Source organism: Pseudomonas sp. TE24901, assembly GCF_054058375.1.
This window is the reverse complement of record NZ_JBSSAF010000021.1, coordinates 1-12,613: the sequence shown is the minus strand read 5'-3', so window position 1 is coordinate 12,613 and position 12,613 is coordinate 1. Positions and strand designations below refer to the sequence as shown.

Annotated in this window: 11 protein-coding genes; 5 read left to right on the top strand and 6 right to left on the bottom strand. The window is 63.5% G+C overall.

Features of this window, described 5'->3' with window-relative positions:
• The first annotated feature begins 242 nt into the window (after nucleotides 1-242).
• The 4 genes from ACVWVP_RS28950 (at nucleotide 243) to ACVWVP_RS28935 (ending at nucleotide 5,997) form a co-directional block, all read left to right on the top strand.
• Nucleotides 243-1,649, top strand: a complete 1,407-nt coding sequence (locus ACVWVP_RS28950) for an FAD-dependent oxidoreductase (RefSeq protein WP_457409445.1) — start codon at nucleotides 243-245, stop codon at nucleotides 1,647-1,649.
• Nucleotides 1,639-2,901, top strand: a complete 1,263-nt coding sequence (locus tag ACVWVP_RS28945; RefSeq protein WP_457409444.1) for an NAD(P)/FAD-dependent oxidoreductase — start codon at nucleotides 1,639-1,641, stop codon at nucleotides 2,899-2,901. The genes ACVWVP_RS28950 and ACVWVP_RS28945 overlap by 11 nt, the downstream gene beginning before the upstream one ends.
• Nucleotides 2,898-4,313 (top strand): FGGY family carbohydrate kinase, encoded by a 1,416-nt coding sequence (locus ACVWVP_RS28940; protein ID WP_457409441.1) that lies wholly within the window; start codon nucleotides 2,898-2,900, stop codon nucleotides 4,311-4,313. Before ACVWVP_RS28945 ends, ACVWVP_RS28940 begins: the two co-directional genes overlap by 4 nt.
• Before the next feature lie 208 nt (nucleotides 4,314-4,521).
• A complete protein-coding gene (locus tag ACVWVP_RS28935) occupies nucleotides 4,522-5,997 on the top strand; it encodes an amino acid permease (RefSeq protein ID WP_259175696.1) in 1,476 nt (491 codons plus the stop codon).
• Nucleotides 5,998-6,099: 102 nt separating this feature from the next.
• Here the strand turns inward: ACVWVP_RS28935 and ACVWVP_RS28930 are convergent, their stop codons facing one another.
• Nucleotides 6,100-6,879, bottom strand: a complete 780-nt coding sequence (locus ACVWVP_RS28930) for a DeoR/GlpR family DNA-binding transcription regulator (RefSeq protein WP_176996535.1) — start codon at nucleotides 6,877-6,879, stop codon at nucleotides 6,100-6,102.
• A gap of 112 nt (nucleotides 6,880-6,991) precedes the next feature.
• Here ACVWVP_RS28930 and ACVWVP_RS28925 point away from each other — a divergent pair, with 112 nt between their 5' ends.
• Complete coding sequence (locus tag ACVWVP_RS28925) at nucleotides 6,992-7,348, top strand: DUF1937 family protein (RefSeq protein ID WP_178919750.1); 357 nt, start codon at nucleotides 6,992-6,994, stop codon at nucleotides 7,346-7,348.
• An 89-nt stretch (nucleotides 7,349-7,437) separates the two neighbouring features.
• Here ACVWVP_RS28925 and urtE read toward each other — a convergent pair whose 3' ends face one another.
• From urtE to urtA, 5 genes are all read right to left on the bottom strand, one after another.
• Nucleotides 7,438-8,127: an urea ABC transporter ATP-binding subunit UrtE gene (gene urtE, locus ACVWVP_RS28920; protein WP_138815132.1), complete on the bottom strand. Its 690-nt coding sequence runs from the start codon at nucleotides 8,125-8,127 to the stop codon at nucleotides 7,438-7,440.
• 10 nt (nucleotides 8,128-8,137) lie between these two features.
• Complete coding sequence (urtD, locus tag ACVWVP_RS28915) at nucleotides 8,138-8,896, bottom strand: urea ABC transporter ATP-binding protein UrtD (RefSeq protein WP_025855702.1); 759 nt, start codon at nucleotides 8,894-8,896, stop codon at nucleotides 8,138-8,140.
• On the bottom strand, nucleotides 8,893-10,044 hold the full coding sequence (gene urtC / locus ACVWVP_RS28910; protein WP_178919749.1) for an urea ABC transporter permease subunit UrtC: 1,152 nt from the start codon (nucleotides 10,042-10,044) through the stop codon (nucleotides 8,893-8,895). Before urtC ends, urtD begins: the two co-directional genes overlap by 4 nt.
• 10 nt (nucleotides 10,045-10,054) lie before the next feature.
• Nucleotides 10,055-10,972 (bottom strand): urea ABC transporter permease subunit UrtB, encoded by a 918-nt coding sequence (urtB, locus tag ACVWVP_RS28905; protein ID WP_176996539.1) that lies wholly within the window; start codon nucleotides 10,970-10,972, stop codon nucleotides 10,055-10,057.
• A gap of 184 nt (nucleotides 10,973-11,156) precedes the next feature.
• Nucleotides 11,157-12,365: an urea ABC transporter substrate-binding protein gene (urtA, locus tag ACVWVP_RS28900; protein ID WP_178919748.1), complete on the bottom strand. Its 1,209-nt coding sequence runs from the start codon at nucleotides 12,363-12,365 to the stop codon at nucleotides 11,157-11,159.
• Nucleotides 12,366-12,613: the final 248 nt, after the last annotated feature.

Here is a 12,613-nt window from a genome sequence, read left to right as displayed (position 1 = left end):
GTGCACTTGTAACGTTACTTCGCCCCACTGTGTCGCAAAGTAGCAGTGTTAAAACGTTCAATAAGCCTCGCAGAAAACCAATAAAACCAATGCTCTATAGGTTTAAGGCGTGCTTTATCCTTTTATGACCGAATAGAACGCCTTAAAAACAACAACCCCACACTCAATACCTCGACTGGCACAGTCACTGCTCCGTTACCGGCATTCAAGTCACGTTATCGACACAAGGACTACGCCGCACAATGAGCCCATCATTTGCCCATCCCACCGACATTTATGATGTCGCTATCATCGGCGCCGGCGTCGTGGGTTGCGCCATGGCGCGGCGCTTCACCCTCGAAGGGGCACGGGTGCTGTTGCTGGAAAAAGGCACCGACATTCTCTCGGGTGCGAGCAAGGGCAACAGCGCCATCTTGCACACCGGTTTCGATGCGCCGACGGGCAGCCTCGAGCTGGCGTGCATGAAAGCGGGTTACCAGGAATACCTGGAGATCCATGGGCACATGAACCTGCCGCTGCTCAAGACCGGCGCCATGGTGGTGGCGTGGAGTGACGACGACCTGGCCAAGCTCGATGGCATCCTGCAACAGGCCCATGAAAATGGCGTGGCCGATGCTCACCTGATCGGCCCAAAGCAGCTTCAGCACGCCGAACCCCACCTGGCCCACGGTGCCCTGGGGGCCGTGGCGGTGCCGGGGGAATACCTGATCGACCCGTGGTCCGCGCCCCTGGGTTACCTGCAACAGGCCATGGCCCACGGCGCCCGCGTGCACACCGCCACCGAGGTCGAGGCCGGGCACTTTGACGGCCAGGCGTGGCAGCTCTGCACCTCGCGCGGCAGTTTTACCGCCAACACCGTGATCAACTGCGCCGGGCTGTTCGGCGACCACTTGGAACACCGCCTGCTGGGCGACAGCACCTTCAGCATCCACCCGCGCAAAGGCCAGTTCGTGGTGTTCGACAAGGCCGCGTCCGCCCTGCTCGGCAACATCATCCTGCCGGTGCCCAACGAGCGCACCAAAGGCATCGTCATCACCCGCACCGTCTTTGGCAACCTGCTGGTGGGGCCCACCGCCGAAGAACAGGACGACCGCGTTCACGCCGGCCTGACCCCCGCCATCCTCAACCAATTGATCGACGCCGCCGTGGCACGCATTCCGGCGCTGGAGGGCATGCCGGTGACCGCCACCTACGCCGCCCTGCGCCCCGCCAGCGAGAAGAAGGAATACCGCATCCATGAAGTGGCCGGGCAGCAGTGGATCACCGTCGGCGGTATCCGCTCCACCGGACTGACGGCCGCGCTGGGCATTGCCCGGCATGTGTTCGAGCTGTACAGGCAGCGCGTCCAGCACGCGCCCGTCACGCACCTGAGCTGGCCGCACTTGCCCAACCTCGCCGAGCACCTGCCACGGGACTATCAACAGCCGGGCTTTGGCGAAATCGTCTGCCATTGCGAGTGGGTCACCTCGCGGGAAATCCAGGCCACCTTCGCCAGCCCCCTGCCCCCCGGCGACCTCGGTGGCCTCAAGCGTCGCACCCGTGCATGCATGGGCCGCTGCCAAGGTTTTTACTGCGGCGCCCGCGTGGCTGAACTGAGCGCCGGGCACCTCGCACTGCCACTGGCCACAGGAGCCGCCCATGAAGACTGAGTACGTAGGCGTGGCGATTATCGGCAGTGGCCCGGCCGGCTTGTCGGCGGCCGTTGAACTGCGCCGCCAAGGCGTAGACAACGTGGTGGTGATCGAACGCGACAGCGTGGCCGGTGGCGTGCCGCGCCATTGCGGCCACCCGCCGTTCGGTGTTCGCGAATACGGCCGCCTGTATACCGGGCCCGACTATGCGCGCCGCAACGTCGCCGAAGCCCTGGCCGCGGGTGTGCACCTGCGCCTGGGCCACACCGTGACCCAACTGGGCCACGGCGGTTGCCTGCAGCTGGTGAACGACGACGGCGCCTTTACCCTGCAAGCCAAGCGTGTGCTACTGGCCACCGGCGTGCGCGAGAACCCGCGCTCGGCGCGCCTGATCGGCGGTGACCGGCCTCTGGGGGTGACCAACACCGGTGCCCTGCAAGCCTACCTGTACCTGCAACACCTCAAGCCGTTCGAACGGCCACTGATTGTCGGCACCGAACTGGTGAGTTTGTCCTCGGTGTTCAGTTGCCGCCGTGCCGGGATCAAGCCGGTGGCGATGATCGAGTCGAACTTCCGTGCCACCGCGCGTTGGCCGTTGTCGCTGTTCCCATGGCTGTGCGGCGTGCCGGTGCATTACGGTGCCGAGCTCTTGGAGATCCACGGCACCGGTCGTGTAGAGGCCGCCAGCGTGCGCCTGGCCAACGGGCAAGTGCAGCGCCTGGCCTGCGACGGCGTGTTGCTCACCGGGCAGTTCCTGCCGGAAGCCAGCCTGGTGCGCCAGAGCCACTTGATGCTGGACCCGGGCAGCCGTGGCCCGGTGATCGACCAATACGGCCGCTGCTCCGACCCGGCCTACTTCGCCGCCGGCAACCTGCTGCGCCCGGTGGAAACCGCCGGCTGGTCGTGGCGCGAAGGGGCCCGCGTGGCACGCCTGCTGGCCAAGGACCTGCGCGGTGAAATCCCCGCGGCCCACCGCACCCTGGCCATCCGCTGCCGCCCGCCGCTGAAACTCTGCGTGCCGCAACGCTTTGCCCCGACCGGCGTGGCCGGCCTTGAACACCTGCAATTGCGCGTCAGCACCGCCTGCGAAGGCGAACTGACGGTGTATGCCGACGGTGTGCCGATCTGGAGCAAGGCCCTGGCCTGCCTGCCGGAACGACGCATCCTTATCCCCATCGCCGCACTCAAACTCAACGCCCGTATCACGCAACTGGATGTCGACTTTGTCGGCCATGAACACCCCGCGCCGAACAAAGGAGAAACGCCATGAGAATTGCCGCCCTGGACCAAGGCACCACCAGCACCCGCGTGCTGGTGGTCAGCGATGACGGCTCGGCCGATATCCAGCTCGCCTTGCGCCACCAGCAACACCACCCGCAGCCGGGCTGGGTCGAGCATGACCCGCTGGAGCTGCTGGCCAACCTGCAACGCTGCCTGGAGTCCACCGGGCGCGTGGATGCCATCGGCCTGGCCAACCAGGGTGAAAGCTGCCTGGCATGGGACGCGATCACCGGCAAACCGCTGTCGCCGGTGATCGTCTGGCAAGACAACCGCACCGGCCCGGCCATCGAACGGCTGCGCGCCGAAGGTGGCGAAGGCCTGACCCTGGCCCGTGCCGGGCTGCCGCTGGACCCGTACTTTTCGGCGAGCAAGCTGAGCTGGATCATCAACCACCTGCCCGCGGCCCAGCAGGCGCTCAAGGCCGGACGCCTGCGCCTGGGCACCAGCGATGCGTGGTTTCTCGACCGCCTAACCGGGGTGTTCGCCACCGATGTCACCACCGCGTCGCGCACTTCGCTGATGAACCTGGCCACCGGGCAATGGGACGCCGAACTCTGTGAACTGTTCGGGGTGCCCATCGAGACCCTGCCGCCGATTCTCGACACCGTCGGCCATTTCGGTGAGATCGGCGCCACGCCGGTCACCGCCGCCGTGGTCGACCAGCAAGCCTCGTTGTACGGCCACGGTTGCCGTAAGGCCGGCGATGCCAAAATCACCTTTGGCACAGGGGCGTTTGCCCTGACCCTGACCGGTGACGAGATCATCCGCGCCCCGGACAAAGGCCTGCTCGCCACCATAGCCTGGCAGATCGACGGCAAGCCGGTGTACGTCATGGACGGCGGCGTGTACGACGCCAGCGCCGCCGTGGAATGGGCCGGCCGGTTGGGCCTGTTCAGTGACTTTTCCGAACTGGCCGGCTTCGACCAGCCCCCGGCGATTGCCCGCCAGCTGGCGTTCGTGCCGGCATTGTCGGGCCTGGCCTGCCCGCACTGGGACCGCAGCGCGGCCGCCTTGTGGGTGGGCATGCACGGCGGCACCACGCGCCAGGACATGTGCCAGGCCGTGCTGGAAGGCGTGGCCCTGCGCAGTGTCGAGGTGATCAGCGCCATGGACCAGTTCCTCAGCGTCACCGACCGCCTGTCCATCGATGGCGGCCTGGCGCGCAGCCCCTATTTCGCGCAGTTCCTCGCCGACGCCTTGCAACGGTGCATCGTGACCCAGCGTTTCGACGAACTCACCGCCTTTGGTTGTGCAGCACTGGCCGCCCGTGGACTGGGCAAAACCCTGGTGGCACCGCGCAACACCTGCACCGAGTTTCACCCCAGGGTCAGCGCGGCCACCGCCCGCGCGTGGAGGGACACCTTCAGCGACGCGGTCAGCCGCTGTCGCACCTGGCGCTAGCCGCAGGCAACCGGTGACAACAGGCAGGTTGTCACCCGCTACACCGCCAGGGAGTTGACCGGCTCGCAACGCCGAAAAAGGCAAAACCACAACAAAAAACACGCTGGCATATGAAGTGCGTCACCCCGTCGGGCCCCAGGCGTCTCAGGTTGCCCTGTCAACCCGTGCGCCGAGCCTTGTCCTGTGCATTTTTGAAGGAGACATTCCCATGTCTGACACTCTTTCGAGTCCGCAAACCGTTTTACCCGATAAAGGTGCCGACAGCGGCACCGGCTACAAGGAACAGTTCGAACGCTCCCTGGGCAAGTTCGAATCCTTTGCCGTGGCGTTTTCGTTTATCTCGATCACCACCGGGCTGTTTTCCACCTACGGTTCGGTGCTGGTCTCCAGCGGCCCCATCGGCATGTGGACCTGGCCCATCGCAACCCTTGGCACCCTGCTGGTGGCGCTGGTGTTCGGGCTGCTGGCGAGCAAGATCCCGCTGTCCGGTTTCAGCTACCAGTGGGCCAGTCGCCTGGTCAACCCGGTGCTGGGCTGGTGGTTTGGCTGGATGAGCTTCGCGTTCATCGCCGTAGTGCTGCTGGCGGTGGACTACGGGCTGGCCCAGGTGGCGCTGTTCCCCTTGCTGGGGCTTGAGTACTCCCCGGCGGCGGGCGCCATCACCACCGTGGTGGTGCTGTTTATCCAGATGCTGCTGATCATCTGGTCGACGCCGATCCTGACCAAGATCAACAACATGGCCGTGGGGGCGGAAGTGATCGCGATGATCGGCCTGATCGTCGGCATCGGCATCGCCGTGACGTTCTTCGGCAAGGGCCAGGCGTCCAACCTGCTGTCCACCGGCATTGCCCCCACCGAGCATTACTACGGCTGGCTCGGCCCGTTCATGCTCTCGGGCCTGCTCGGCGCGTTCACCCTGGTGGGTTGGGAAGCGGCGGCCAACCTGGCCGAAGAGACCCTTAACCCCAAGCAGGTGGTTCCTCGGGCGATGGTCCATGCGGTACTGGCCAGTGGTGTGATGGGCACGTTGTTCCTGATGGTGATCGGCATGGGCCTGGGCGATCAGGTGGCCGAGTTGAGCAAGAGTTCGGCACCGGTGGCAGACGTGATCCGCATCACCCTGGGTGAAACCCTGAGCAAGCTCATCCTGTTGGTGGTGTGCGTGGCGATCTTTGCCTGCGGCCTGGTGATCATGACCAGCAACAGCCGTCTGGTGCACGCCATGGCCCGCGACGGGCGCCTGCCATTCGCCGAAGCCTTGAGCTACGTACCACGCCCCACCGGCGGCCCGCTGTGGGCGACCATTGTGGCAGCGCTGATCCCGATGATCATTGTGCTGAGCTTCTACAGCGACCCCGATGCCCTCACGCAAATCCTCGGTGCGGCCACCCTGCTGCCGGCCCTGCTCTACAGCGCCACCGTGCTGCTGTACATCGGCACCCGCCACAAACAGCTGCACCACGCCGACGATTTCACCCTGGGCAAATGGGAGTGGCCGGTGGTGGCTGGCGCGTGCCTGTGGCTGTTCGTGGAGCTGTGCGTGTTCATGATCCCGGCGGACTTTCGCGTGGCGCAGATGTACGTGCTGGGCCTGATCGCGGTCGGCGCCGTGGTGTTTGCCTGCGTGTGGGTCACCCGTCGCAAGCAACTGGAACAGATGCCGCCGATCCAGCATTACCTGTAAGCCACACCCCCTTTCGCCCACCTGATACGGCAGAGGCTGCACCCCAGCCTTGCGGCATCCGGCTGCGCGCGATTCCTCGGCTGCCCCTGGGCAGCCGGGGGTTTACCAATCGGTTTTCGGAGTGACCTGCGCCTCATGCACGTCCACATTGGCCCGCGCCAACGCACTGCCCAGCTCGCCCACCGGCTTGCGATCGATGATCAAGCGGTCGATGCGTTCCAGGGGAAACACCTGGAACAACGCACTGCGGCCGAGCTTGGACGAGTCGGCGATCACCGTGAGGTAGCGCGCCCGGGCAATCATCGCACGGGCGATCTCGGCCTCTTCGATGGAGAAGTCGAACGCACCGTCCACGCTCAGGGCACCGATGGTGACCACCGCGTGCTCGGCGTTGAAACGGGCGATCTGCTCCAACGCCAGGGGCCCGCTGTTCTGGTTGGATTCGGGGCGGTACTCGCCACCGATCATGAACACCCGGTTGCCACTGGCGCCGATGCTGTCGGCGATCTGCAGGGAATTGGTGATTACCGTGATGCGGTTGAGCCGCGCCAGTTCGCGGGCGAAAAACAAGGTGGTGGTGCCGGTATCGATCAGCAGGCTGTCCCCCGGCGAATACAGGCCGGCGGCATAGCGCGCCACTGCGCGTTTTTCCTGGGAGAACTCGTTCATGCGGGTCTGGAACGCGTTCTCGTGTTCGCCACGGGGTGGCAACGAGGCCCCGCCATGGAACTTGGTGACTTGGCCGCTATCGGCGAGGTCCGCCAGGTCGCGGCGGATGGTTTCCTGGGAGGCGCTGAGGGTACGGGCCAGTTCGTCGACGGAGATGCGCTCGCGCTGGCGAAGCAGTTCAAGGATGTGCTGGCGGCGCTCGTTGGGGCGCATGGCGATCTCCGTGTCGGTGTTGAGGTGACGGCAAAATTAAGTGGATTCGGTCACCAATTCAACAGATAAACCACAGTTTTTTATTTATTCATCAAAAAAAACAGAGGTATTTATGCGCAAGATTTTTCTCGCCTGCCCTTACAGCCACGCCGACGCGGCCGTGGTCGAGGAACGGTTTATCGCCTGCAACACGGTCGCGGCCGGGATTATCGAGGCGGGTCATGCCGTGTTCAGCCAGGTGTCGATGTCCCACCCGATCAACCAGGCGTTCGTGGGCAAGGACAACGCAGCCATCGGCAAGCTATGGGCGCCGGTGGATGCGGTGTTCATGGAATTGCTCGACGAGCTGATCGTGCTGGACCTGCCGGGGTGGGAATTGAGTGGGGGGATCAAGCGCGAGATCGCGTTTTTTGAAGCCAGGGGGCGTCGGGTAAGCCTGTGGTCGAACGTTGCAGCACAATTCACCTGACCCTGACGGCTAATTCCTATCCCCCCTGTAGGAGCTGGCTTGCCGGCTCCTACAGGTCCAACCCACCAGTAATAAAGGTGGGTGGTGGGTCAGACGGACAGGTAGCGGCTGATGGTCGCCTCGTCCACGCGGTCGCGGGTCTCTTCGATCACGAAGCGGCCCTTCTCGATGACGAGGAAGCGGTCGGCAATTTCCAGGGTGAAGGACAGCACCTGCTCGGACACCACGATAGTCAGGTCCCGCAAGTTGCGGATCTCCTTCAAGGTGCGGGCGATGTCCTTGATGATCGACGGCTGGATGCCCTCCGTCGGTTCATCGAGCAACAACACCTTGGGGTTGGTCGCCAGCGCGCGGGCGATTGCCAGCTGCTGTTGCTGCCCACCGGACAGGTTGCCGCCCTTGCGCGACTGCATGTCGTGCAGCACCGGAAACAACGCATACAGATCCTCCGGCACCTTGCCCCGTGCCGAGGCCGGCAGGCCGGTCTGGATGTTTTCCAGCACGGTCATGCTCGGGAAAATCATGCGGCCCTGGGGCACATAGGCGATGCCCCGCTCCACCCGCTCGTGGGTTTCCAGCGCCGACACATCGTGCCCGTCCACACTCACCTGGCCTTTCCATTGCGGCAGGATGCCCATCAGGCTCTTGAACAAGGTGGTCTTGCCCATGCCGTTGCGGCCCATTACCGCGACAATCTCGCGCTTGGCCACGTTCAGGTCCAGGTCGTGGAGGATCTGGCTCTGCCCGTAGCCGCAGGACAACTGGTCGATCTTGAACATGCCTGCTTCCTCAGTGGCCCAAATACACTTCGATGACTTTAGGGTTGCTTTGAACCGACTCCATGCTGCCCTCGGCCAGCACCTTGCCCTGGTGCAGCACCGTGACCTTGTGGGCGATGCTTTTGACGAACTCCATGTCGTGCTCGATCACCAGCACCGAACGGCCCTGGCTGATGCGGTTGAGCAACTCGGCGGTCTGCGCACGTTCGTTGACACTCATGCCCGCCACGGGCTCGTCGAGCATCAGCAGCTCGGGGTCTTGCATCAGCAGCATGCCGATCTCCAGCCACTGCTTTTGCCCGTGGGACAACAGGTCGGCCTGCTGTTGCAGCAAGTCGCCGAGGAAGATCTCCCGCGCCACCTCCTCCACCCGGGCGATCACCTGGGCGTTGCGCTTGAAGAACAGCGCGCCCCACACCTTGCGCCCGGCCGGGTAGGACATCTCGAGGTTCTCGAACACCGTGAGGTTTTCGTAGATCGACGGGTTCTGGAACTTGCGCCCCACGCCTGCGCGCACGATGTTGTATTCGCGCATTTTGGTCAGTTCCTGCCCGTCGAACTGGATGCTGCCGCTGGTGGCGCGGGTCTTGCCGCAAATCAGGTCGAGCACGGTGGTCTTGCCGGCGCCGTTGGGGCCGATCACCACGCGCACTTCATTGCGGTCGATATACAGGTTGAGGTTATCGACGGCCTTGAAGCCGTCGAACGACACGGTGAGGCCTTCGATGGCCAGCACCGGTTTTTTCATCTCAAAACCGACGGCAGTCATGGCTGGGTCTCCAGGATTTTGGTGTTGGCCTTGGCTTTGACCGGGGCTTTCGCCACCGGTGTGCGCCGCAGCAGTTTGGCCAATGCCTGGCGGCCATGGCTTTCCCACAACCCGGCCAGGCCGTTGGGGAAGTACATGACCACGGCAATGAACAGCCCGCCCATCAGGTACAGCCACAGTTCGGGAAACGATTCGGAAAAGTAGGTCTTGCCGTAGTTCACCAGCAACGCGCCATACACCGCGCCCAGCAGCGACATGCGCCCGCCCACGGCGGCAAAGATCACCATTTCGATCGACGGCACGATGCCCACGAACGACGGCGACATGAAGCCCACCTGCAAGGCAAACATGGCCCCGCCAATCGCCGAGAACGCAGCGGCCACGCAGAACACGAAGATCTTGAAGCTGGCCACGTCATAGCCGGAAAAACGCACGCGCTCTTCCTTGTCGCGCATCGCCATCAGCAACCGGCCGAGCTTGGACGCGAGGATGAAACGGCCAATGAAGATGCAGCCAAACAGCAAGCCCGCGTTGATGAAGTACAGGATCAACTTGGCGCTGTCGGTGCGCAGGTCCCAACCCAGTAGGGTCTTGAGGTCGGTGATGCCGTTAACCCCGCCGGTCAGGCCTTGCTGGCCGACGATCAGCACGGTGAGGATCAGTGCAATTGCCTGGGTGACGATGGAGAAATACACATCCCCCACCCGCCGTTTGAACAACGCCAGGCCGATCACGAACGCCAGCAAGACCGGCACGGCGATCACCGCCACCAGGGTAAAGCTGAAACTGTGGAACGGCTGCCACAACAGCGGCAGTTCGGTGATCTGGTTCCAGTCCATGAAGTCCGGGATGCCGGGGGTGGACTGGATCTTGGTGCTCTCCGGGTCCGATGCCTCCAGCTTGAGGAACATCGCCATGCAGTAGCCGCCGACGCCAAAGAACACGCCCTGCCCCAGGCTGAGAATGCCGCCATAGCCCCAGCACAGCACCAGGCCCACCGCGACGAACGCATAGGTCAGGTACTTGCCGACCATGTTCAGGCGGAACGCGTCCAGGGTCAGGGGGAATACCACCAGGATCAACAGCGCCAGCAGCACGATGCCGATCAGGTTTTGCTGGCCGCCCAGCAGCTTGTCTAAAGCCTTCATCTGCTCGCCTCTACTTGCGCACTTTGATGGAGAACAACCCTTGCGGGCGCAGCATCAGGATCAGGATCACCGAGGACAAGGTGAGTACCTTGGCCATCGAGCCACTGAGGAAAAACTCCGACAGCGATTGGGTCTGGGCAATTACGAACGCCGAGGCGATGGTGCCGAACAGGCTCTGCGCACCGCCGAACACCACCACCAGGAAGGTGTCGACGATGTACTGCGAACCCGCCGTGGGCCCGGTGGAGCCAATGGTGGTGAACGCCGCGCCCGCCACCCCGGCCACGCCGCAGCCCAGGGCGAAAGTCATGCGGTCGACCTTGCGCGTATTGATGCCCACCGCCCGGCTCATCAGGCGGTTCTGCACCGTGGCGCGCACCTGCAAGCCCCAGCGCGAGCGGTAGAGCATGATGAAGATCGCACCGGTCAGCAGCAGGGTCAGGCCCATCATGAACAGGCCGTTGCGCGGGATCTCGATGGCGTCGGTGAAGTTCACCGAACCCATCAGCCACGCGGGCGGTTCGGCGCTGACTTCACGGGCGCCGAACACCGAGCGAAAGGTTTGCTGCATCACCAGGGACAGGCCCCAGGTCGCCAGCAAGGTGTCCAGCGGGCGCTTGTACAAGCGGCTGATCATCGCCCACTCCACCAGCCAGCCGATGGCGCCGGCAACGAGGAACGACAGGGCGATGGCAAAGAAGAAGTAATAGGGTTGGAAGCTTGGCGCAAAATGCGCGGTGAGGCTGGAACACACGTAGGTGGTGTAGGCGCCGATGGTCAGGAACTCGCCGTGGGCCATGTTGATCACGCCCATCTGACCAAAGATGATCGCCAGCCCCAATGCCATCAGCAACAGCACGCAGAACACGGACAAGCCGTTGAACCCCTGCATTGCCGCGATGGCTCCAAATTCCGATAGCCATTCCATGATGATGGTCTCCTGAGAACCAGGTGATAATTGAAATGCGGTCTGCTGTTGCTTTATGTGGGAGCTGGCTTGCCTGCGATGGCATCACCTCGGTTTAACTGCAAGACCGAGTCGTCTGCATCGCAGGCAAGCCAGCTCCCACACAAAGCCCGTTCCCACAAGTGGATCGGTGTGTTGCGCAGGGTTATTGGTAGCCTTTGGGGAACGGGTTCGGCTCGATCAGATCCGACTCGTAGATCACCTTGAACTGGCCGTTGGGCTGCACTTCGCCAATGCGCGACTTGCTCCACAGGTGATGGTTCTCGTGAATCTTCACGTAGCCTTCCGGCGCGGTTTTCAGTTCGATGCCTGGGGATGCGGCGACGACTTTATCCACGTCGAAACTGCCGGCCTTCTCCACCGCGGCTTTCCACAGCCATGGGCCGAGGTAGGCGGCCTGGGTCACGTCGCCGATCACCGCATCCTTGCCGTACTTGGCCTTGAAGGCTTCGACGAAGGCTTTGTTGTTCGGGTTGTCCAGGCTCTGGAAGTACTTCATCGAGGCATAGAAACCGGCCATGTTTTCGCCGCCGATGCCGAGCAGTTCGTCTTCGGTGACCGACAACGTCAGCAGGGTCTGCTTGGACGCGTTCACGCCGGCCGCATTGAGCTGTTTGTAGAAGGCCACGTTGGAGCCGCCCACCACCGCTGCAAACACCACATCCGGCTTCTTCAGCTTGACCTTGTTGATCAGCGAGCCGAACTGGGTGTTGCCCAGTGGGTAGTAGTCTTCGCCGACCACGGTGCCGTGCAGCACGTTTTCAATGTGCTTGCGCGCGATCTTCATCGAGGTACGCGGCCAGATGTAGTCCGAGCCCACCAGGTAGAAGGTCTTGGCGCCTTTGGTCTTGGCGATCCAGTCGAGGCTGGCGAGGATCTGTTGGGTGGCTTCCTGCCCGGTGTAGATCACGTTTTTCGACTGTTCCAGGCCTTCGTAGAAGGTCGGGTAGTAGAGCAAACCGTTTTCTTTTTCGAAGATCGGCAACACCGCTTTGCGCGACGCCGAGGTCCAGCAGCCGAACACGGCGGCGACCTTGTCGTTGACCAGCAGCTTCTTGGCTTTCTCGGCGAAGGTCGGCCAGTCGGACGCGCCGTCTTCCTGGATCACCTTGATCTGCCGGCCGAGGATCCCGCCCGAGGCGTTGATCTGCTCGATGGCCAGGCGCTCGGCCTGGATCGAGCCGGTTTCGGAGATGGCCATGGTGCCGGTGGCCGAGTGCAACTGACCGACGGTGACTTCGGTAGGGGTCACGGCCAGGCCTTCGTTATCGGCCAGCACGCCCTGGCTGAACAGAGCGGCCGCCAGCAATGACAAGGCCAACAGCGGTGTGGAGCGGATCAATCGGTGTGCCATGGGGCGACTCCTCTGCAATGAGGGGTCCAGCATGGCGGCAGGGGGCAAGCGCGGGTATACGCAGCCTGACGTAAGCGGGTACGTCATTTGACGTATGCCGCTGCGCACCATTTTCGCGCAGGATCGCGCTCCCTCGAACACTAGAGATCCAATGTGGGAGCGGGGGGGGGGGGGGGGGGGGGGGGGGGGGGGGGTGGGGTGTGGGGAGGGGGGCCCCCACAGCCGGCCCGACCACCACCCCCCCAGAG

Excerpts from the sequence above, each read along its gene's own strand:
- ACVWVP_RS28950 (WP_457409445.1), top strand. The coding sequence starts at position 243 with ATGAGCCCATCATTTGCCCATCCCACCGACATTTATGATGTCGCTATC.
- ACVWVP_RS28925 (WP_178919750.1), top strand. The coding sequence starts at position 6,992 with ATGCGCAAGATTTTTCTCGCCTGCCCTTACAGCCACGCCGACGCGGCC.
- ACVWVP_RS28930 (WP_176996535.1), bottom strand. The coding sequence starts at position 6,879 with ATGCGCCCCAACGAGCGCCGCCAGCACATCCTTGAACTGCTTCGCCAG.
- urtE (WP_138815132.1), bottom strand. The coding sequence starts at position 8,127 with ATGTTCAAGATCGACCAGTTGTCCTGCGGCTACGGGCAGAGCCAGATC.
- urtB (WP_176996539.1), bottom strand. The coding sequence starts at position 10,972 with ATGGAATGGCTATCGGAATTTGGAGCCATCGCGGCAATGCAGGGGTTC.
- ACVWVP_RS28945 (WP_457409444.1), top strand. The coding sequence starts at position 1,639 with ATGAAGACTGAGTACGTAGGCGTGGCGATTATCGGCAGTGGCCCGGCC.
- urtD (WP_025855702.1), bottom strand. The coding sequence starts at position 8,896 with ATGACTGCCGTCGGTTTTGAGATGAAAAAACCGGTGCTGGCCATCGAA.
- ACVWVP_RS28940 (WP_457409441.1), top strand. The coding sequence starts at position 2,898 with ATGAGAATTGCCGCCCTGGACCAAGGCACCACCAGCACCCGCGTGCTG.
- ACVWVP_RS28935 (WP_259175696.1), top strand. The coding sequence starts at position 4,522 with ATGTCTGACACTCTTTCGAGTCCGCAAACCGTTTTACCCGATAAAGGT.
- urtA (WP_178919748.1), bottom strand. The coding sequence starts at position 12,365 with ATGGCACACCGATTGATCCGCTCCACACCGCTGTTGGCCTTGTCATTG.
- urtC (WP_178919749.1), bottom strand. The coding sequence starts at position 10,044 with ATGAAGGCTTTAGACAAGCTGCTGGGCGGCCAGCAAAACCTGATCGGC.